Source organism: Caulobacter sp. 17J80-11 (assembly GCF_014349105.1).
In the GTDB taxonomy this organism is placed as follows: Bacteria; Pseudomonadota; Alphaproteobacteria; order Caulobacterales; family Caulobacteraceae; genus 17J80-11.
Genome location: NZ_JACSJI010000009.1, coordinates 48,325 through 68,033 on the forward strand (window position 1 = coordinate 48,325; position 19,709 = coordinate 68,033).

Annotated in this window: 24 protein-coding genes; 6 read left to right on the plus strand and 18 right to left on the minus strand. The window is 70.4% G+C overall.

The genetic code is table 11. The annotated features are described in order from the left end of the window. Nucleotides 1–25 precede the first annotated feature (25 nt). From H8B08_RS10915 to petA, 4 genes are all read right to left on the minus strand, one after another. Entirely contained in the window at nt 26–907 is an 882-nt protein-coding gene (locus H8B08_RS10915) for an S-methyl-5'-thioadenosine phosphorylase (RefSeq protein ID WP_187450233.1), read from the minus strand. 75 nt (nt 908–982) lie between these two features. Further along, nucleotides 983–1,846 carry a cytochrome c1 gene (locus H8B08_RS10920; protein WP_187450234.1) on the minus strand — a complete coding sequence of 288 codons (864 nt, stop codon included), beginning with the start codon at nt 1,844–1,846 and terminating at the stop codon, nt 983–985. A gap of 5 nt (nt 1,847–1,851) precedes the next feature. Then, a complete protein-coding gene (locus H8B08_RS10925; protein ID WP_187450235.1) occupies nt 1,852–3,180 on the minus strand; it encodes a cytochrome b/b6 in 1,329 nt (442 codons plus the stop codon). A gap of 11 nt (nt 3,181–3,191) precedes the next feature. After that, on the minus strand, nt 3,192–3,734 hold the full coding sequence (petA, locus tag H8B08_RS10930) for a ubiquinol-cytochrome c reductase iron-sulfur subunit (RefSeq protein ID WP_187450236.1): 543 nt from the start codon (nt 3,732–3,734) through the stop codon (nt 3,192–3,194). A gap of 169 nt (nt 3,735–3,903) precedes the next feature. On the opposite strand from petA, the gene H8B08_RS10935 reads away from it, so the two are divergent. Further along, nucleotides 3,904–4,368 (plus strand): tRNA (cytidine(34)-2'-O)-methyltransferase, encoded by a 465-nt coding sequence (locus H8B08_RS10935; protein ID WP_187450237.1) that lies wholly within the window; start codon nt 3,904–3,906, stop codon nt 4,366–4,368. On the opposite strand, the gene H8B08_RS10940 is transcribed toward H8B08_RS10935, so the two are convergent. Then, nucleotides 4,332–4,568, minus strand: a complete 237-nt coding sequence (locus H8B08_RS10940) for a DUF1653 domain-containing protein (protein WP_187450238.1) — start codon at nt 4,566–4,568, stop codon at nt 4,332–4,334. The genes H8B08_RS10935 and H8B08_RS10940 overlap by 37 nt on opposite strands. A 115-nt stretch (nt 4,569–4,683) precedes the next feature. Here H8B08_RS10940 and hemF point away from each other — a divergent pair, with 115 nt between their 5' ends. After that, nucleotides 4,684–5,556 (plus strand): oxygen-dependent coproporphyrinogen oxidase, encoded by an 873-nt coding sequence (hemF, locus tag H8B08_RS10945; protein WP_187450239.1) that lies wholly within the window; start codon nt 4,684–4,686, stop codon nt 5,554–5,556. A 40-nt stretch (nt 5,557–5,596) separates the two neighbouring features. Here the strand turns inward: hemF and H8B08_RS10950 are convergent, their stop codons facing one another. Both H8B08_RS10950 and H8B08_RS10955 read right to left on the minus strand, forming a co-directional pair. Further along, nucleotides 5,597–6,013, minus strand: a complete 417-nt coding sequence (locus tag H8B08_RS10950) for a DoxX family protein (RefSeq protein WP_187450240.1) — start codon at nt 6,011–6,013, stop codon at nt 5,597–5,599. Further along, the gene (locus H8B08_RS10955) at nt 6,013–6,354 is read right to left on the minus strand and encodes a rhodanese-like domain-containing protein (protein WP_187450241.1); all 342 of its coding nucleotides are present in this window, start codon (nt 6,352–6,354) and stop codon (nt 6,013–6,015) included. Before H8B08_RS10955 ends, H8B08_RS10950 begins: the two co-directional genes overlap by 1 nt. A 93-nt stretch (nt 6,355–6,447) precedes the next feature. On the opposite strand from H8B08_RS10955, the gene H8B08_RS10960 reads away from it, so the two are divergent. Next, nucleotides 6,448–6,858 (plus strand): MarR family winged helix-turn-helix transcriptional regulator, encoded by a 411-nt coding sequence (locus H8B08_RS10960; protein ID WP_222934422.1) that lies wholly within the window; start codon nt 6,448–6,450, stop codon nt 6,856–6,858. Here the strand turns inward: H8B08_RS10960 and H8B08_RS10965 are convergent, their stop codons facing one another. Genes H8B08_RS10965 through H8B08_RS10985 form a run of 5 tightly spaced genes read right to left on the minus strand, consistent with a single transcriptional unit; the run spans nt 6,859 to nt 10,424 of the window. Next, entirely contained in the window at nt 6,859–7,560 is a 702-nt protein-coding gene (locus H8B08_RS10965; protein ID WP_187450242.1) for a type 1 glutamine amidotransferase, read from the minus strand. Next, entirely contained in the window at nt 7,557–7,961 is a 405-nt protein-coding gene (locus H8B08_RS10970) for a DUF3052 domain-containing protein (protein WP_187450243.1), read from the minus strand. The genes H8B08_RS10965 and H8B08_RS10970 overlap by 4 nt, the downstream gene beginning before the upstream one ends. Continuing rightward, entirely contained in the window at nt 7,958–9,148 is a 1,191-nt protein-coding gene (locus H8B08_RS10975) for a CCA tRNA nucleotidyltransferase (protein WP_187450341.1), read from the minus strand. Before H8B08_RS10975 ends, H8B08_RS10970 begins: the two co-directional genes overlap by 4 nt. A 23-nt stretch (nt 9,149–9,171) precedes the next feature. Then, on the minus strand, nt 9,172–9,843 hold the full coding sequence (locus H8B08_RS10980) for a CoA pyrophosphatase (RefSeq protein WP_187450244.1): 672 nt from the start codon (nt 9,841–9,843) through the stop codon (nt 9,172–9,174). Further along, the gene (locus tag H8B08_RS10985) at nt 9,840–10,424 is read right to left on the minus strand and encodes a DUF1285 domain-containing protein (RefSeq protein WP_370545457.1); all 585 of its coding nucleotides are present in this window, start codon (nt 10,422–10,424) and stop codon (nt 9,840–9,842) included. The genes H8B08_RS10980 and H8B08_RS10985 overlap by 4 nt, the downstream gene beginning before the upstream one ends. Nucleotides 10,425–10,585: 161 nt before the next feature. Here H8B08_RS10985 and H8B08_RS10990 point away from each other — a divergent pair, with 161 nt between their 5' ends. Next, nucleotides 10,586–11,578 (plus strand): MoxR family ATPase, encoded by a 993-nt coding sequence (locus H8B08_RS10990; protein WP_187450245.1) that lies wholly within the window; start codon nt 10,586–10,588, stop codon nt 11,576–11,578. Nucleotides 11,579–11,581: 3 nt separating this feature from the next. Here the strand turns inward: H8B08_RS10990 and H8B08_RS10995 are convergent, their stop codons facing one another. The 4 genes from H8B08_RS10995 to H8B08_RS11010 form a co-directional block, all read right to left on the minus strand. Then, on the minus strand, nt 11,582–12,085 hold the full coding sequence (locus H8B08_RS10995; protein WP_187450246.1) for a GNAT family N-acetyltransferase: 504 nt from the start codon (nt 12,083–12,085) through the stop codon (nt 11,582–11,584). A gap of 195 nt (nt 12,086–12,280) precedes the next feature. Beyond that, nucleotides 12,281–12,751 (minus strand): PEGA domain-containing protein, encoded by a 471-nt coding sequence (locus tag H8B08_RS11000; protein ID WP_187450247.1) that lies wholly within the window; start codon nt 12,749–12,751, stop codon nt 12,281–12,283. 107 nt (nt 12,752–12,858) lie between these two features. Beyond that, a complete protein-coding gene (locus H8B08_RS11005) occupies nt 12,859–13,629 on the minus strand; it encodes an enoyl-CoA hydratase-related protein (RefSeq protein WP_187450343.1) in 771 nt (256 codons plus the stop codon). Between the two features lie 11 nt (nt 13,630–13,640). After that, nucleotides 13,641–14,714, minus strand: coding sequence for an MBL fold metallo-hydrolase (locus tag H8B08_RS11010; protein WP_187450248.1), 1,074 nt, complete (start codon nt 14,712–14,714; stop codon nt 13,641–13,643). Between the two features lie 164 nt (nt 14,715–14,878). On the opposite strand from H8B08_RS11010, the gene H8B08_RS11015 reads away from it, so the two are divergent. Beyond that, entirely contained in the window at nt 14,879–16,300 is a 1,422-nt protein-coding gene (locus tag H8B08_RS11015; RefSeq protein ID WP_187450249.1) for a hypothetical protein, read from the plus strand. A gap of 219 nt (nt 16,301–16,519) precedes the next feature. Here the strand turns inward: H8B08_RS11015 and H8B08_RS11020 are convergent, their stop codons facing one another. Continuing rightward, on the minus strand, nt 16,520–17,848 hold the full coding sequence (locus H8B08_RS11020; RefSeq protein WP_187450250.1) for a dihydroorotase: 1,329 nt from the start codon (nt 17,846–17,848) through the stop codon (nt 16,520–16,522). Then, complete coding sequence (locus H8B08_RS11025; RefSeq protein ID WP_187450251.1) at nt 17,832–18,821, minus strand: glycosyltransferase family 9 protein; 990 nt, start codon at nt 18,819–18,821, stop codon at nt 17,832–17,834. Before H8B08_RS11025 ends, H8B08_RS11020 begins: the two co-directional genes overlap by 17 nt. Before the next feature lie 47 nt (nt 18,822–18,868). Here H8B08_RS11025 and H8B08_RS11030 point away from each other — a divergent pair, with 47 nt between their 5' ends. After that, a complete protein-coding gene (locus H8B08_RS11030; protein ID WP_187450252.1) occupies nt 18,869–19,681 on the plus strand; it encodes a folate-binding protein YgfZ in 813 nt (270 codons plus the stop codon). Nucleotides 19,682–19,709: the final 28 nt, after the last annotated feature.

The window sequence follows — 19,709 nt, forward strand, 5'->3', positions numbered from 1 at the left end:
GGCTTCCTCCCCCGTTCGCGCGAGCCTAGCGGTTGAGCACCCGCCCGGCCACCACGTCGAGCTTGCGCGCCAGTTCGGGGTCGCGGGCGTGCGGCGGGGTGATGACGGCGTGCTCCAGCGCCGTGTCGGCCGGGACCGCGGTGCGCGGCCCCTTCAGGCCGCGGGCCAGCCGGCCGACCAGGTCGCGGGCCTTGGCGGCGTTGGCCAGCAGCACCTCGATGACGTGGCTGACCTCCACCGGCCCGTGCTCGGCGTGCCAGCAGTCGTAGTCGGTGACCATGCAGACCGAGGCGTAGGGCAGCTCGGCTTCCCGCGCCAGCTTGGCCTCGGGCATGTTGGTCATGCCGATCACCGAGCAACCCCAGGCGCGATAGAGCTCGCTCTCGGCCCGGGTGGAGAACTGCGGGCCTTCCATGGCCAGATAGGTCCCGCCCTCGACGACCGGCGCGCCGGCCGCGCGGGCGGCCTCCGCGGCCAGACCGGCAAGGCGCGCGCACACCGGATCGGCCACCGAGACGTGGGCGACCAGGCCCTCGTCGAAGAAGCTCTTCGGTCGCGCGAAGGTGCGGTCGACGTACTGGTCGACGATCACGAAGGTGCCGGGCGGGAGGTCTTCTTTCAGCGAGCCCACCGCCGACAGCGACAGCACGTCGGTGGCGCCGGCGCGCTTCAGGGCGTCGATGTTGGCGCGCCCGTTCACGCCCGAGGGGGTGAGCCGGTGGCCGCGGCCGTGGCGCGGCAGGAAGACCACCTTCACGCCCTCGATCTCGCCGAACAGCAGGTCGTCCGACGGCAGGCCCCAGGGGGTGTCCACCCGGCGCCACTCGCGCTTCTCCAGCCCGTCGATCTCATAGACGCCGGAGCCGCCCAGGACGCCCAGCACCCACTCCCCGCCGCGATCGGCCATGGTCCCTCCGGCAAAGAAAAAGCCCGCCGGCGCGGGGCCGGCGGGCTCATTCCTAGAGCAAAGCTCTACCAGACGTCAGTGGGCGATGCCGCGCCAGATCCGACGGTAGGAGGCGTAGGTCAGCCCGGCGAACAGCGCCAGGAAGATCATGACGGCCACGCCGGTCTGCTTGCGCTCGGTCGCCTTCGGGTCGGAGGCCCAGGCGATGAACGCCGAGACGTCCTTGGCCTGCTGCTCGAGCGTCGACTTGGTGCCGTCGTCGAAGGTCACCTGGCCGGCCGTCAGCGGCTGCGGCATGGCGATGAAGCCGCCCTTGGGGACGTTCTTGTGATCGCCGTGCCAGGCCGACGTCAGGTCGCCCGGGAAGTACGGGTTGTAGTGCTGGTTCGGACCGACGTGCAGACCGGCCGGCGGATTCACGTAGCCGGTCAGGATCGAGTAGATGTAGCGCGCCCCGCCGTGACGGGCCTTGGCCATGACCGACAGGTCCGGCGGCGCGGCGCCGCCGTTGGCGGCCGCGGCCGCCGTGGCGTTCGGGTACGGCGACGGGAACTTGTCGGCCGGGGTGGCCTTGCGCTTCACCGGCTCGCCGGTTTCGGAGTCGATGTCGTCGACTTCGTACTCCGCGGCGATCGCCTTCACGTACGGGTTGTCGTTCGGGTTGTGCTTGAACTTCGGATCCCAGAACGGACCGCTTTCCTGACCCAGGTTGCGGAACGACATCAGGTTCATCGAGTGGCAGGCCGAGCAGACCTCCCGATAGACCTTGTAGCCGCGCTGCAGCTGCGCCTGGTCGAACTTGCCGAGCGGGCCTTCGAAGCTGAAGGCCACTTCCTTCGGATGTTCCGCGCCGCCCGAGGCGAGGGCCGGAGCCGCCGCGCCCGCGAGGGCGAGAGCGGCGACGCCGGAAGCGAGGGTTTTAACGACAGAGAGCTTCATCGAGCTCAACCCTTCTTTTCGGCGTCGGCGACCGCGCCGGTCGGGACGGAACCGTGGCCAGACAGCACCGGGCTGGAGATCGACTCCGGCACCGGCAGCGGGGTCTCGCGCAGGCCCACCCACGGCATGATGATCAGGAAGAACGAGAAGTAGTAGAGCGTCAGCAGACGCGACAGCCACAGGTACGAGTTCAGGTCGCCGTCGAACAGCCGGAAGGTCGTGATGCCGTGGATCAGCTGGTCGTCCGGAGACTTCGCGCCGCACCAGCCCAGCATGAAGGCCACCAGCACGAAGATGAAGAAGAACCAGCGCATCGCCGGGCGGTAGCGCATGGAGCGCACCTTCGAGGTGTCCAGCCAGGGCAGCACGAACAGCAGGCCGATCGAGCCGAACATCACCAGCACGCCCATGAACTTGTCGGGCACGGCGCGCAGCATGGCGTAGAACGGCAGCAGGTACCATTCGGGCACGATGTGGGCCGGGGTGACCAGCGGGTTGGCCGGGATGTAGTTGTCGGCGTGGCCCAGAGCGTTCGGATTGAAGAACACGAACACCGCGAACAGCATCAGGAACAGGATGATCGCGAAGCCGTCCTTCACCGTGTAGTACGGGTGGAACGGAACGGTGTCGCGCGAACGCTGCTCCTGCGGGATCAGGATCCCGACCGGGTTGTTCTGGCCCGCGGCGTGCAGCGCCCACAGGTGCAGCACCACGACGCCGGCGATCACGAACGGCAGCAGGTAGTGCAGCGAGAAGAAGCGGTTCAGCGTCGGGTTGTCGACCGCGAAGCCGCCCCACAGCCAGGTGGTGATCGATTCACCCACGATCGGGATCGAGCCGATCAGGTTGGTGATCACGACGGCGCCGTGGAAGGACATCTGACCCCAGGGCAGCACGTAGCCCAGGAAGGCGGTGGCCATCATCAGCAGGAACAGCACCACGCCGAGGATCCAGATCATCTCGCGCGGGGCTTTGTAGGAGCCGTAGTACAGGCCGCGGAGCATGTGGATGTACACGGCCAGGAAGAACATCGAGGCGCCGTTCGAGTGGATGTAACGGATCATCCAGCCGTGACGGACGTCGCGCATGATGTGCTCGACGCTGGCGAACGCCAGGTCGGCGTTCGGCGTGTAGTGCATGACCAGCACGATGCCGGTGACGATCTGGATCACCAGGCACAGGGCCAGGATGCCGCCGAAGGTCCACCAGTAGTTCAGGTTCTTCGGGGTCGGGATCGTGGCGTAGTCAGCCGCAAAGCGGATGATCGGCAAGCGGGTGTCGAGCCAGCGCTCGAAGCCCGTCTTGGGCACGTAAGTGGATTCGTGTTCGCTCATGATGGTGCGCCTTAGCCGATCTTGACGCGGGTGTCGGTCAAGTAGGCGTAGTCGGGAACCGCGAGGTTCTTCGGAGCCGGCCCCTTACGGATGCGGCCCGAGGTGTCATAGACCGAGCCGTGGCAGGGGCAGAACCAGCCGCCGTATTCGCCGGCGCCGAAGGTCGGAACGCAGCCCAGGTGGGTGCAGGTGCCGACCAGGATCAGGAACTGCTCGTGGCCCGGCTTCACCCGATCCTCGTCCTTCTGAGGATCCTTCAGGTCGGACAGCGGCGTCTTGCGGGCGGCTTCGATTTCCGCCGGGGTGCGGTAACGCACGAACACCGGCTTGCCGCGCCACTTGATGGTGACCTGCTGGCCCTCGGTGACCTTGGTCAGATCGAATTCGATCGACGCCAGGGCGAGCGTGTCGGCCGCGGGGTTCATCTGGTCGATCAGCGGCCAGGCGAACATCGCCGCGCCACCGACCGCCGCCGCGCCGGCGGCGATGTGGATGAAGTCCCGCCGGGTGGGCTCCTGCCCCTCCAGGTTGGGGTTCACGACCGTTTCGGCCACTTGATCACCCTTTCGAGCTCGAGCCGCGCCTTAGGCGGCCCAGTCACTAACAAAGTTCTCGAGCCCGATCCTTAGGTCAGCCCTTGCGGCCGTACACCGCCGGGCGCTTTAACCAAGCCGGACGGCGCGCGGACGAACCCCCGGATCGCGCGTTGGGCATGGCCTTAGAATGCGTCTCGCGCTTTTTCAACCTGACATTCCGCAAAACTTGGGGGCTGCGATCAGGCTGAGCGCTTGCCTGGGCGTCGCCCTCGACGTGATCGAGCCCTGTGGCTTCCCGCTAGGCGACCGCGCGCTGAAGCGGGCGGCCATGGACTACGGCGGCGCGGCCGACGCGAACCGTTGGGATTCCTGGGAATCCTACGGGGCGAACCGGCCCGAGGGGCGGCTCCTGCTGTTCACCACGCGGGCGGCCGAGCCGTTTCACCGATTCGAGTACCGCCGGTCGGACATTCTGCTGTTCGGCCGCGAGAGCGCCGGCGTCCCCGACGAAGTGCACGCGGCCGCCGACGCGCGCCTGTTCATCCCGATCCGGCCGGAGACACGCTCATTGAACGTGGTCACCGCCGCGGCGCTGGCGCTGGGCGAGGCGCTGCGTCAGGTCGACGGCTTCCCCTCCCCGCCCAGCGGCTGAAACCGCAGGCGCCCGTCCGGCAGGCGGCCGTAGAACAGCTCGGCCGGCCTCACCCAGGGCGCGCGGGCGTGCGGCCACAGGTGCTCGTAGACCACCATGGCCTCCTCGGTCTCCGAATGGCGCGCCTCGAAGAGGAACCGATAGAGCCCGCCCTTGTAGTGACGGTGAGTCGCCAGTCCGAGCGCTTCGTGTTCGTCCATGCCGTCCTCCTGTCGCCCCCGAATGCCGGGCGCCGGATTCCGCCGCAAGCCCGCCCTGTCGACTACGTATCGTCACGGGGTGGCTCGCGGTCGCCGGCGCCGCTATTGAGCCCCCATGACCGATCCCGCCGTTCTGGAAGACCGCAAATTCAAGGCTCGCGCCTGGTTCGAGACCCTGCGCGACCGCATCTGCGCCGAGTTCGAGCGCCTGGAGGACGAGGCTCCCGCCCACCTCTACGGCGAGACCGCCGGCCGGTTCGAGCGCACCCCCTGGGTTCGCGAGGGCGGCGGCGGCGGCGTCATGTCGATGATGCACGGCCGGCTGTTCGAGAAGGTCGGCGTGCACGTGTCGACCGTGCACGGGACCTTCTCGCCGGAATTCGCCAAGACCATTCCGGGCGCCGACGAAGACCCCCGCTTCTTCGCCACCGGCGTCAGCCTGATCGCCCACATGCGCTCGCCGCGCGTGCCGGCGGTGCACATGAACACCCGCTTCATCGCCACCTCGCGCGCCTGGTTCGGCGGCGGCGCCGACCTGACCCCGCTGCTGGCCTACCAGCGCGACCAGGAAGCCCCCGACGCCCAGGCTTTCCACTACGCCATGAAGGGCGCGTGCGACCGCTACGATCCGGAATGGTGGCCGCGCTACAAGAAGTGGTGCGACGAGTACTTCTTCCTGCCGCACCGCAACGAGCCGCGCGGCGTGGGCGGCATCTTCTACGACCACCACGACAGCGGCGACTGGGAGCGCGACTTCGCCCTCACCCGCGACGTGGGCGAGGCCTTCCTGGCGGTCTATCCGCAGATCGTCCGCGGCCGCATGAACGAGGCCTGGACCGACGCCGAGCGCGAGGAACAGCTGATCCGCCGCGGCCGCTACGTCGAGTTCAACCTGCTCTATGACCGCGGCACCCTGTTCGGTCTGAAGACCGGCGGCAACGTCGACTCGATCCTCAGCTCCATGCCGCCCGAGGTGAAGTGGCCCTGAACCCGCCCGCCCCGTCGGCCGAGGCGGGCGGGGCTTTGGGTCAGGCCGGCTGCGCAGCCAGCGGCCGCCACGCCCTGAACGCCAGCCGACCGTCGCCCAGCAGCGCGTGCGCCGCCGAGGCCGCGATCAGGAACACGGGGAACTCCCACCCGCCGTTCGGGCTGGAGAACACCCAGCCGTTGGGCGCGTGGGCCAGGGTCGCGCCGACCAGGATCGGCGACAGGGCCAGCGACGCCCACCGGCCGTGAAAGCCGGCCAGTATGGCCGCGCCGCCGACGAGTTCGGCCAAGATCACGGGAACCGCCACCTGGGTCGGCAGACCGACGGACTGCAGGTAGGCGACGAAGCCGGCCGGCGTGTAGACCAGCAGCTTCAGCAGGCCGTGGGAGACCCACATCGTCCCGAGCGCGAGGCGCAGCGCCAGCGCGCCCCAGGGGGCCAGGCGAGTTTCGACCATCACGCCGGCTCCCGTTCGGACACGACCGCAAGACCCGCTTCGGTCCAGTCCTTCTTGCCGCCGGGGTAGACCGCCACGTCGGCGTAGCCCAGCGCGGTGAGCGCTTCGGCCGTCTTGTGCGAGTTCGCGCACGTGTCGCTGGCGCAGTACACGATGATGGGCGCGCCCCGGTCCGGCAGCACGACCGCCGCCCGATCGGTCACCTCGTCGTAGTTCAGCCGCACCGCGCCGGGCAGGTGCGCGTGTACGAAGTACTTTTCCGGCAGGGCCTCGATGAGCCGCACGGGCTCGCCGGCGTCCAGGCGGCGCTTCAACTCTTCACGCGTGATCGACTTCACCATCACAGCCTCCTCGGCTAGTTTGTTGCAAGTGCAACATGAGGTCGGCGCGAGATGATTGCAAGTGCAACAAACGGCGCAAAATGGAGCCCCGCGTTGGAAAAGGCGTGGGTGCGCCTGATGCGGACCGCGCCGGCGGTGCTGGAGCGGGTCCAGGCCGACCTAAAGGCGCAGGGGCTGCCGCCTCTGGACTGGTACGACGTCCTGCTGGAGTTGGATCGCGAACCGGACGGACGCCTGCGGCAGACTGATCTGGGCAAGCGGCTGCTGCTGGCCCGCTACAACCTCACCCGCCTGCTCGACCGGCTGGAGGCGGCCGGCCTGGTCCGGCGAGAGCCGTGGCCCGACGATGCGCGGAGCTCCGCGATCGTGCTGACCGATCCGGGCCGGGAGGCCCGTCGGCAGGTGTGGCCGGTCTACGCCGCCGCCGTGCACTCGCACGTCGGCGACCGGCTGGACAAGACCGAGCTGGAGACGCTCGCGACCCTGCTCGGAAAGCTGAGCTGATCAGCGGCCGCTGGCGAGAAACCCGCGGATCCACGCGCCCACCCGCGCGCGGTCGTCGGCGGCCCTGAGGCTCTCGACCGCGCGGTCGGCTTCCTCATGGGTCAGGCGCGTGCCGCGGCGCTTTTCAACCAGGGCCGTGGCGTAGGCCGGCTCGAATTCCGGGTGGAACTGCATGGAGATCGCCGGCTGGTCGTCATAGGCCAGCATGGCCATCGGCGCGAAGTCGCTCGACGCGATCACCCGCGACGCCGGCGGAAGCTCCACCACCTGATCCTGGTGCGAGACCGGAATCGAGATGGTCTTCGCGTCGTCCATCCACGGCTCGCGCGTGTGGACGTCGTAGCGGTGCAGGCCGACGCCCCAGCCCTTGTCGGACTTCACCACCCGCCCGCCGAACGCCTCGGCCATGACCTGGTGGCCGAAGCAGACGCCGACCAGGGCGGCCTTGCCCTTGGCCTCGTTCAGGAAATCCATCAGCCGGGCGATCCAGGGGTCGCCGTCGTAGACCCCGGCCGGCGAGCCGGTGACGAGGTAGGCGTCGTAGGCGTCGATCCGCTCCGGATAGGCGCCGTCCGCGACCGCATAGGTCTTCCAGGCGTAGGCGTCCTCGCCCAGCAGCCGGCGCAGCATGGCCGGATAATCGCCGTAGGTGTCGCCCAGCGGTTCCGGCGGCGTGCCGGTCTCCAGAATGCCGATCTTCACGTCTTGCGCCTCAGGAATTTGAGCCCCGACCAGTCCGCGTCCACCGCGCAGACCTTCACGTCCACCCAGCCGGCCGGCAGAACCATCTCGCGCAGCCCGTCCTCGGTCAGGTCCACGAACAGCTTCGAGCTCTTCTTGGGCCACGAGACCCAGAGCGCGCCGCCTGGGGCGATAGCCGCCAACGCCGGCTGGATCCGCGCTTCCAGCGCGGTCCGGTTGCGAACGAACAGCCAAACCATGGCGAGGTCGTGGCCGCCCTCCTCGGCGCATGCACCGTCCGGGAGCGGCTCGACCAGGTCGCGCCAGTGCGGCGGCGGATCGATCACGCCCATCGCCTGGCCGGGCTTCAGGCCCAGCTTGGCGATCACCGACTTGCCGGAATAGCCGATCGCGACGCTCACGCCGCCGCCTCGCGGGCCAGGGCCTCGAGGCGTTCGCGCGCGCCGTTTTCGGGGAAATCGTGTTCCACCCACCAGTCCTCGGTCTGACGCAGCAGCCGGCCGACGGCCGGGCCGTGCGGCACGCCCGCGGCCTTGGCGTCGGCGCCGCCAAGCGGAAACTTCGGCGTCTTCCAGTGCGCGGCGAGGTCCAGCAGGGCCCGCGCCGGTTCAGAGTGTTTCGGGTGCTCGGCCCAGGCGCGCTTCACCCGATCGGTGAAGGTGCGCGTCCCCAGCCGGTAGATGGCCGCGCGCGCCGCCGGTTCGGACATGTCGAGGCTCACCGCCGGGCCCGACGGCAGGGCCGCGACCAGCCGGTCGCGCTGGGCGTTGGACATGCGCAGGTTCTCGGCCAGCGAAGCGTCCAGCTCCGGGTCGTCCGGCAGCAGGGCCGACAGGCGCAGCTCCGGATCCGGGTCGATCTGCACCATGGCCTCGAAGCGGGCCAGGTTGGCCTCGACCGGCACGGCGGCCGCCCAGACGCCGGCCTCCACCATCAGCCGCACGGCCGTGCGCGGGTCGGGCGCGGACAGCAGCTTCAGCAGCTCCTTGGAGATCCGCTCGGCCGACAGGGCAGCGATGCCCCCGGCCAGGGCGGCGCAGGCGGCCAGGCCCACGGCGTCTGGCTCGCCGCGGCCGTACCAGGCGAAGAAGCGGAAGAAGCGCAGGATGCGCAGATAGTCCTCGCGGATGCGCGTCTCGGCGTCGCCGACGAAGACGATGCGGCCGGCCAGCGCGTCCTCGACCCCGCCGCCGGCGTAGTCGTGCAGCCGCCCCTCGCGGTCGGCGTAGAGCGCGTTCAGGCGGAAGTCGCGGCGCGCGGCGTCCTCGGCCCAGTCGGTGGAGAAGGCGACCACCGCGCGGCGGCCGTCGGTCTCGACGTCGCGGCGGAGCGTGGTGATCTCGAACGGATGGTGGTCGGCGATGGCGGTGACCGTGCCGTGCTCCACGCCGGTTGGCACGGCGCGCAGACCGGCCCGTTCCAGGGCGGCGATCACCTGTCGCGGGGTCAGGACGGTGGCGATGTCGACGTCGTCGGCCGGGCGGCCCATCAGGGTGTTGCGCACGCAACCGCCGACGAAGCGGGCGCAGTCGGGTCCGCCGGCCGCCTCCAGGGCGTCCAGCACCGCTCGCGTTTCCGGCGCGGTCATCCAGGGCTGGGGTTCGATCCGAGTCACGAGGCCGAGGTTCGCGTTTCCGGCGCGGAGATCAACCCGCCCTCGTCGCTGTAGAGCCGGTCGTAGAGGGCGCGCAGCATGCCGGCCGTGGCGCCCCAGATGAACCGCTCGCCCCAGGGCATGGCGTAGAAGTAGCGCCGGCTCCCTTCCCCCGCCTCGTAGAACTGGCGCTGGTGGTTGGCCGGGTCCATCAGGAAGGCCAGCGGCGTCTCGAACACGTCTGCCACCTCGGCCGGATTGGGCGTCAGTTCGAATCCCGGCCGCACGAAGGCGACCACCGGGGTGACGACATATCCGGTCACCGTCTCGTAGCGCGCGGACAGGCCGAGCGGCTCTACGAAGCCGCGGTCCAGCCCGATCTCCTCCTCCGCCTCGCGCAGGGCCGCCTCGAGGGGGCCCTCGCCGGGATCGAGCCGGCCGCCTGGAAAGGCGATCTGGCCGGTGTGGCTGGACAGGGTGTCGGCGCGGCGGGTGAGGATCACCTGCAGGCCCTCGGGCCGCTCGACCAGCGGCACCAGGACCGCCGCGTCGCGCAGCAGCCGTGTGCGCTCGCGCTTGAGCTCCGGGTTCAGGTCGAAATCCGACCGGTCGGCGACCATGGCCGGGTCCCAACCGTCCAGCGGGTCGAGCCGCTCCAGCAGGCGCGCGCGCACCTCGGCCGGGCTCACCGGTGCGCTCCGGCCGGCGCGAGCGGGAAGAACGCGCCCTGGGAGGTCACGCCCAGCTGAGGGCCGTCGGGCGTCTGGCGTTCCTCAGCCATCTCGACCAGTTCGTAGAAGACCGGCCGCTCGACGCGCGCCTCCAGGCCGCGGCGTACGTGGACGTAGGGCGCCGGTTCGCCGGTGACCGGATCGGTCTCGACCCGCAGCGGGTCCTGCGGGCCGGCCTCGACCTCGTCGCCCACGTCTGTCGTGAACACCAGCGCACCGTCGCGGCGGTCGACCCGCACGGCCCTGAACGGGCTGTCCTCGACGGTGATCTTCAGCTTCTCGACCGGGGTGACCAGGTGGAAGCCGTCGGGATCTCTGCGCAGCACGGTGGAGAACAGGCGCACCAGCTCCGGCCGGCCGATCGGCGCGCCCTCGTGCAGCCACGTCCCGTCGCGGCGGATGACGATGTCGATGTCGCCGCAGTGGGCCGGATTCCACAGGTGGACCGGCGGGAGGCCGCGCTTTTCCCCTGTCGCGCGCGCGGCCTCGACTACGGCGCCAAGGCCACGTTTATCGGATTTTTCCACCCGCTCGGTCACAAGCGCTTCCTGTGAAGCTCGTTCTGCTACATTCGCTAGAGCGCGTTCAGCAAAAGTGGACGCCGGTTTTGCGTCCGAACGCGCTCATCTTGTTGACGCGCTTTCCGGGCGGTCCACCGGCGACCACTCACCTGAAAGCGCGCTTAGTTTGAGGTAGGCCCATGCAGCCGGCGAGGGAAGCGTCCGACGACAAGATCGCCGCCTTCGAGCGCGCGAGCCAGGGGCTCGCGGCCGCGCGCAAGGCGCTGCGCGGCGTCGTGTTCGGCCAGGACGCCGCTATCGAACTCGCCCTCGCCACCGTCGTCGCCGAGGGCCATGCGCTCGTGGTCGGCGCGCCGGGGATGGCCAAGACCCGCCTGATCAGGGCGCTGGGCCGGGCCCTGGGCTTGAGCTCCGGCCGCTTGGAATTCCATCCCGCGCTCGGCGTCGACGACCTGGTCGGCCGCGAGGTGGTCGAGGAACGCGCGCTCGGTCCGAAGGCGCGCTGGGCCGCCGGCCCGCTGTTCACCCACCTGCTGCTGGCCGACGAGGTCGACCGCGCCGCCCCGGCCGTCCAGGCCGTGCTGTTCGAAGCCATGCATGAGCGCCGCGCGACGGTGGGCGGCCTGCGCCACAACATCACCGGCCCGTTCCACGTGTTCGCCACCCGCGGCGCGCAGGGGCCGGGGCCGCATCCGCTGTCGGAGAGCCAGGTCGACCGGTTCATGGTGCAGGTCGACATGACCTACCCCGACCGCGAGGAAGAGCGCCGCGTGCTGCTGGAGACCGGCGGCCGTGACGAGACCGACGTGACGCCCGCGCTCAGCCCCGACCGCCTGTTCGAGGCGCAGAAGCTGTCGGCGGACCTGCCGGTCGGCCAGAAGATCGTGGAATCCATCCTGGAGCTGGTGCGCCGCGCCCGCCCCGACGATCCGGCCGCGCCGCCGGTCGTCACCGAGGCGGTCGAATGGGGTCCCGGCCCGCGCGCCGGTCAGGCGCTGATGCGCCTGGCGCGCGCCCGCGCCCTGGTCGAGGGCCGGGTCAGTCCGTCCATGGCCGACGTCAAGGCGCTGGCCCTGCCGGTGCTGAAGCATCGCCTGGTGCTGACCGACGCGGCGCGCCGGCACGGGATCACCGCCGAAGAAGTGGTCGGCACGCTGACCGCGCGCCTCTAGGCGTCAGCCCTTCCAGACCGGCCCCGCCAGCGGCGCCGCTTCGGCGTCGAAGTCCAGCACCAGCACGCGGCGCTGATCCACCGGCCCGGGCAGACGCACGTCCGGCGCACGCACGAAGCCGAAGCGCCCGAAATACGGCTCGTCGCCGACCAGCAGCACCGCCCGCCAGCCCTCGGCGCGGGCGGCCGCGCAGCAGGCCTCGACCAGGGCCGCGCCCACGCCTTCGCTGCGCCAGGCCCGCTCGACCGCGATGGGGCCCAGGAACACCACCGGCGTCTCGCCGATCCGCACCGGCCACAGACGCACGGTCGCGATCGCCTCCCCGGCCGCGCGGGCCATGAAGCTGAGCGAAGCGACCGGCGCATTGCCCTCGCGCAGGCGCTCGGCGGTCTTGGCGAACCGTCCCGGGCCGAAGGCGTCGGCCACCAGCGCGTCGACGCGCGCCGCGTCGGCGGCGGTCTCGAGGACAAGGGAGAAGGCGACGGGCGCCGCGGCCGGCATACTCATGATCGAACACTCTCAAAGCGCCGCCGCTTTTCGATCATCGCGCGCCTCGACGAAGGCGCGCACATACGAACGGCGAGCCTCGCCGTCAAAGGCTTTGTCAGCGCACCCCAGAGGCGGCCGGGACGCGGCCCGAAAACGAAAAACGCCGCCCGGTCTCCCGGGCGGCGCGTCTTGTCAGGTCCGATACTTTTAGGATCAGGCGCCCGGCTGGGCCGCCGGAGCCGGAGCGGCTTCCGCGGTCGGGGCCGGAGCAGCGGCCGGAGCGGCGGCGACGGTCTTCTTCGGCTCCAGCTTCACGATCGCCGGGTTCGGCGTCAGATCGAGCGCCGCGCCGGAGGCCACGTCCACGCCCACGCCGATGATGCCGCCGACCAGCACGTTGCCGGCCACGCCGACCGCGCCGCCGCCGGCGACCTTGTTGGTCACCGACACGGTGGCCGTCTCATAGCCTTCCTTGGTGATGGTGGCCGTGAACTCCGACTTGCGCGGCATCTTGATGGCGCACGGCGTCGACGGGCACTGGTGACCGTGCGAGGTGGTCACCGTGGCGCCAGCCGGATCGGTCTGGACTTCCCAGGCGGTGTTGGTGCCGCGCGTGACGGTGGCGCAGGCGGACAGGCTGGCGGCGGCCGAAACGGCCACGGCGATACGAGCGACGGATTTCAAGGTTGCCCCCCAGGCAGAACTAGTTGCAAGAGCGCCCCACACGCTCTGCGCGCGACTAAAAGCAGGATTCTAGAAAAAGAAAAGCCAAGCTTTGCGTCGGTGAAGATCTAGACCTTGGAAAAGTCGGGCGCGCGACGTTCTGCGAACGCAGTAAACGCCTCGCGCGCCTCGGCGCTCATCAGTCGTTCGCCGAACACCCGGCTCTCAACCTGCATGTGAGCCCAGATCGCCGCGCCGTCGCGCATCAGCCGCTTGGTCGCGGCCAGGGCGCCGGCCGGGCGGGCGGCCAGCGCCTTCGCGGCGTCCGTAGCGGCCTGGTCGACGACCTCGGCCGGCAGGGCGGCGTTGGCCAGGCCCCAGGCGGCCGCCGTGACCCCGTCCACCGCCCGGCCGAGGGCGAACATTTCGTAGGCCCGGACATGACCGATACGCGCCGGCAGGAGAATGCTGGACGCCGCCTCCGGCACGAGGGCGAGATTTACGAACGGCGCTGAAAGCCGGGCGTCCTCGGCCATGTAGACGAGGTCGCAATGCAGCAGCGCGGTCGTGCCGATCCCGACCGCCACGCCCTTGACCGACGCGACGACCGGCTTCTCGAAGTGCGCCAGCGCCTTCAGCACGCGGAAGACCGCCATCTCCTCGGCGGGCCGGCCGCTCATGGCGATCATGGCGAAGTCGCCGATGTCGTTGCCCGCGCTGAAGGACTCGCCTTCGGCTCGCAGCAGCACCACGCGCACGTCGGGATCGACGGCGCCCTCGCACAGGGCGTCGGCCATGCTCGCGTACATGGCGTCGGTGATGGCGTTCTTCTTGTCGGGCCGGTTCAGGGCGATGGTCAGGACGCCGTCCTCGAGGCTGGTCAACACCAGGTCGGTCATCGATTCTTCCTTCATGCGGCGCGCCACCAGAGCACGCCGTTGTCGTCGAGCTCGCGGACCACGCGGCCGCGTCGCTCCAGGCAATTGAGATGCGCCACGCTCTCGCCGGTCGCCATGCCCAGCATGTCGTCGCCGATGGCGCGGGCGAACAGGGCGCCGAACACGTCGGTGGCGCGCTTCGGCTCCTTCAGCATCCGCTGCAGCCGCTCCAGCGAGCGCTCGTGGCCGCGCGTCAGGGCGTCGAGCCGGTCATGCAGGCCGCGGAACGGATCGCCGTGCGAGGGCAGGACCAGGGCGTCGGCGGGGATCTCGCGCTTCAGCTTGGCCAGGGAGGCCAGCCAGTCGGACAGCGGATCGGCCTCGGGTTCGGTCGGCCACACCGAGACATTGGACGAGATCTTCGGCAGCACCTGGTCGCCGGAGATCAGCACGCCGTCCTCGGCCCGCCACAGGCAGGCGTGCTCGGGCGAATGGCCGTCGCCGACCACCACCCGCCAGGCGCGTCCGTCGATCTGGATGCTGTCGCCGTCCTCGATGCGGCGATAGCCGTCCGGCAGAGGGTGCACGCCCTTGCCGAAGCCGCCGAAGCGAGCCCGGTAGCCTTCGAGCTGTTCCGCGCTCCAGCCGCAAGCGCGGTAGAAGCGGACGCCCTCCTCCGGCGCCTCGCGGCCGGTGTCGGCCACCAGCACGCGGCAGATCATGTATTCCAGCCGCGTCATCCACAGCCGGCAATCGAACTTTCGCACCAGCCAGCCGGCCAGGCCGACGTGGTCGGGGTGCATGTGGGTGCAGATCACGCGCGTCACCGGCCGGCCCTGCAGCGGCCCGGACAAAGCGTCGCGCCAGGCGTCCTTGCAGGCGGACGAGGCCACGCCGGTGTCGACCACGGTCCAGCCCTCGCCGTCGCGCAGCGCCCACACGTTGATGTGGTCCAGCGCGAAGGGCAGCGGCAGGCGCAGCCACAGCACGCCGTCGGCGACCTCGATCGCCTCGCCCGGCTCCGGGCGTCGGTCGAAGGGATAGATCAGGCTGGGACGACGGGGCGCCGCGTCCGCGTGCGCCTCGTCGGGGAGGCCGTCGCGCACCAGCGCGTCTCCTTTGAAAACGGTACGGCCCGCAATCTGGTCCGAAACCGTCCCCCCGTCAAAGGCCGATTATCCCCCTCCGCGCGCGCGAAGAGAAAGACCTTGACCCGTCCGGCGGACGCGGCGATGGGGTCCAAGTGGTATTGTTCTCGGGAGGAACACCTATGAGGCGTCTGGGCCTAACCCTCGCCGCCGTCGCGTCGCTCGGCCTGGCCGTCTCGGCCGCCTACGCGGAAGCCGACAAGTCGCGCGACGACCGCTCGATCGGCGCGCGCACCAGCGGGCGCGAAGTCACCCGCGAGGAAACTGGCAACGAAAGCAACCGCCAGGGCAAGATCGACGACAAGAAGGCCACCGAGCGCGGCATGGCTGAAGCGCCGGCCGTGGCCCAGGCCGCCGGCGTCGCCTGCACCATCGCCGACGCCCGCTTCACCGGTGCGGGCAAGTCCGGCTCGGTCAACGTCCAGACCTACGAAATCTCGTGCCAGGACGGCCCGGGCTACGTGCTGCTGTCCAAGCCGGACAAGTCGGCGGACGCCATCGAATGTCTGGCCGCCAAGGCTTCGGCCGACGACGCCGTCGCCAAGGGTCAGAAGCCCGGCCTGGTCTGCACCATGCCGGCCAACGCCGACCCGAAGGCGCGGCTCCAGTCGATCGCCCAGAAGGCCGGCGCCCGCTGCACCGTCACCGACGCGACCTGGATCGGCTTCAGCGCCTCGACCGGCAATAACCGCTTCGAAGTCGGCTGCTCCGAGGGCATCGGCTACATCGTCGACCTGCCGAAGGGCGCGGGCCAGGTGAAGACCACCGACTGCCTGGTGGCCTCGGCCGGCGGCTATCAGTGCAAGTTCACGCCGAAGTCGGCGATCGTCGCTCACATCGGCGCGCTGGCGGCCAAGACCGGCCGTCCCTGCCAGGTGGCCGACGCCCGCCTGCTGGGCGCCACCTCGCGCGGCACCAACTACTATGAAGTCGCCTGCACCGGCGCCTCGGGCTTCGTGTTCGAGACCGACGCGACCGGCAAGATCGGCAAGCCGATCGACTGCATCGAGGCCTCCGGCATCGGCGGCGGCTGCAAGCTGACCGACGTCTCGGCGATCCAGTCCTCCAAGGGCGCGGAATACGCCAAGCAGCTGACCGCCGCCGGCGTCAACTGCAACGTCGAGCAGTTCCGCTTCATCGGTCGCGAAGGCAACACCCAGCGCGAAGTCGTCGAGTTCGTCTGCGCCGGCAAGCCGATGGGCCTGGTCGGCTTCTTCCCGGCCTCGGGCAAGGCGTCGGCCATCGACTGCCTGCGCGCCGAGAGCCGTGCGCTGAAGTGCCAGCTGACCCCGCGCGCCTCGATCATGAACGCCCTGACCTCGGCCATGACCGCCGGCGGCAAGTCCTGCACCGTGGTCAACTACCAGGTGCTCGGCCCGTCCGTGGGCGACGGCGAAGTGCTCGAAGTCGCCTGCGGCGGCGGCGAGAAGAAGGGCTACATCGTCGACCTGCCGGTCGAGCGGGCCCAGCCGAAGCAGGTGCTGAGCTGCCAGCAGTCGGCCTCGCGCGGCGGCGACAAGTGCGCCCTGCCCGAGAACGTCTGACCGACGCCTCAGGCTGAAACGAAAGAGGCCCGCCGGAGCGATCCGGCGGGCCTTTTTCTTTGCCTAGTCGGGGCGCCAGCGGCGTGTGAGAACCGCGGTCGCTCCCTTCTCAGCCTGATATCAGTGAATTGGGGGCCGGCCGTCGTGCGCCGGCTCGCCCCCTCCACCGCCCTCCCCGTTCCGCTGCGCTCCACAGAGGAGGAGAGGGCCGCGCGCGCTTTACAGCGTCTCCTGGAAGCGCACCGGCTCGCCCAGGTGCGGGGCGATCACCTCGTCGTCGCGCATGACCGCGCGGCCGCGCACGATGGTGGCGGTCGGCCAGCCGGTGACCTCCATGCCGTCGAACGGGGTCCAGCCGCTCCGGGTGGCCATGTCGGCGTGGCGCAGGGTGCGCTTCGCCTTCAGGTCGACGATGGTCAGGTCGGCGTCCCAGCCCTCGGCCATGCGGCCCTTGCCGGCGATGTTGAACACCCGCTGCGCCCCGGCCGAGGTCAGGTCGATCAGCCGCTCCAGGGTCAGCCGGCCGGCCGCCACGTGGGTCAGCATGACCGGCAGCAGGGTCTGGACGCCCGGCATGCCCGACGGCGAGGCCGGATAGGGCCGCGCCTTCTCTTCCAGCGTATGCGGGGCGTGGTCGGAGCCCAGCACGTCGGCCACGCCCTGCTGGACGCCCCGCCACAGGCCGGCCTGATGCTCGGCGCTGCGGATCGGGGGGTTCATCTGGGCGAGGGCCTTCAGCCGCTCGTAGGCTTCGGGCGCGGTCAGGGTCAGGTGCTGGGGCGTGACCTCGACAGTGGCGAGATCCTTGTGCGCGGCCAGGAACTCGATCTCCTCGGCCGTGGTGACGTGCAGCACGTGGATGCGCTTGCCCAGCTCGCGGGCGATGCGCACCAGCCGCTCGGTCGACTGCATGGCGGCGCGCGCGTCGCGCACCTCCGGGTGGCTGGTCCAGTCGCCGGTGCGGGCCAGCGATCGGCGCTCGGCCAGGCGGTACTCGTCCTCGGAGTGGAAAGTGGCGCGGCGGTTCACGTGCTTCAGCACGTCGGCCACGCCGGCGTCGTCCTGCACCAGCAGGGTGCCGGTCGAGGCGCCCATGAACACCTTCACCCCGCAGCAGCCCGGCAGGCGCTCCAGCTCGCCCAGATAGGCGGCGTTCTCGTGGGTGCCGCCCATGTAGAAGGCGTGGTCGGTGTGCATCCGCCCCTTCGCCCGGGCCAGCTTGTCGGCCAGGGTGTCGGCGTCGGTGGTGTTGGGCTCGGTGTTCGGCATTTCGAACACCGTGGTCACCCCGCCCAGCACGGCGGCGCGCGAGCCGGTCTCCAGGTCTTCCTTCCACTCGAGCCCGGGCTCGCGGAAGTGCACCTGGGTGTCGATCACGCCGGGCAGGACGGTCAGGCCGGCGGCGTCGATCGTCTCGCCGGCCGAGGCCTGGCCCAGGTCGCCCACGAAGGCGATCTTGCCGTCGCGCACGCCGACGTCGGCGATCCCGCGGCCGGCATGGTTCACCACCTCGCCGCCACGGACGATCAGATCAAACGGCTTCTGCAACTTCACTCTCCGTCTGGGCGTGCAGCGTAACCGCCGCGTCGACCACCGGATCCGCCCTCAGGTCGTACATGTGATTGATGGCCTGGTTCAGGCCCGGGTCGATCGCCCGGAACTCCTGCAACCGCTTCGGCCCGCGGATCGTTCGCGCGTCCGCGCCCCACGGCCCTTCTATGGTCTCGTCGGACGGACCGAAGGCGGCCAGGGTCGGCACGCCGGCGGCCGCCGCCAGGTGGGTCCACAGCGAGTCGTTGCCGACGTAGAGCCGCGCCCGCTTCAGGGCCGCGCAGGTCTGCAGCAGGTCGAGCTTGCCTTGCGTCTCGATCACCCGGTCGCGCTGGACGGCGAAGCGGATGGTGTGGGCGGCGTCGCGGTCGGCCTCGGCCCCCACGATCATCAGCCGGCCGTCCGGCATCGGACCGTCGGCGCCCAGCAGCGCGGTGGCCACCTTGGTGAAGCGTTCGGCCGGCCAGGTCTTGCCGACCCAGTCCGCGCCCGGCCCGATGGCCAGGATCGGCCCGTCGCGCTTGATCAGGGCGTCGGCGGCGGCCTCGGTCTTGCCGCCGGTGAACAGGAAGGGCGCGGGCGGATCGTCGTCCAGTTGCAGCACGCGGGCGGCCTGCAGCACCTTGTGCATCGGACCGGCTTCCGGATCGAGCGGCGCGCGCACCGCGCGCTTCTTGCGGCTCAGCCAGTCCGACAGCCTGGAGCCGCGCAGGTCGACCACCAGGCCCCAGCGGCGCAGGCGTAAGGACGCCCACAGCTTCAGCCAGTCGCCGCGGCTGTCGCCCTGCACCACGTGCAGCGCCTCAAGCCCGGGCACGTCGCGGTAGAGCGGCGCCGTCTCGGGCCCGCCGACCACAGTGAAGGCCGCGTTGGGGATCTCGTCGTGCAGGCGTTTGAGCACGCCAGACGACAGGATCGAGTCTTCGACCCGCGCCTCGGTCACGTAGAGAATCGGAAAACGTCCCGCCATCAGCGCGGTTATAGCGGCTTGACGCGCAGAGGACTAAATGGCGACGCATGACCGCCTCGCTCGCCCGCCTCGACAGCCGCGCCCTGCTGCGCGTGACCGGCCCCGATCGGGCCAGTTTCCTTCAGGGTCTGCTGACCAACGACGTCGAAAGCCTGCCCCCGGGCGAGGCCCGCTTCGCCGCCTTTTTGACCCCGCAGGGCAAGTTCCTGTTCGACCTGTTCGTGATCGCCGAGCCCGACGCCCTGCTGCTGGACGTCCAGGCCGACCGCCGCACCGACCTGGCCCGGCGGCTGACCATGTACAAGCTGCGCGCCAAGGCCGAGATCGCCGAAGACGACCGGACGGTGTTCGCGCTCTGGGGCCAGCCCGCGCCGGAGGGCGCCGCTTTCTGGGCCGCCGACCCGCGCCTCCCGGAGCTTGGTCTTCGCGGCTACGGCGCGGCGGAGCCGACCGTCTCCGAAGACGCCTACGAGGCGCATCGCCTCGCCCTCGGCGTGCCCGATCCGGCGCGCGACTGCCTGGCCGACAAGACCTTCCCGATCGAGGCCAACTTCGACCTGCTGCACGGCGTCGACTTCAAGAAGGGCTGCTTCGTCGGCCAGGAGACCACCTCGCGCATGAAGCGGCGCGGCCAGATCAAGAACCGCATGCTGCCGATAGCCTTCGACGGCCCCGCCCCCGCCTTCGGGGCGGAGGTGCTGGCCGGGAGCTTGCGCGCCGGCGAGGTGCTGTCGGGCCGCGACGGCCGGGCCATGGCCCTGGTGCGGCTGGACCGGATCGACGGCGTCGATCTGACGGTCGACGGCCGCCCGGTCCGGATCGAGCGGCCAGCCTGGTTCGCCGACGTGGAACCCCTTTAATTACAACGTTCTTGCGGTTAAGCTCCTC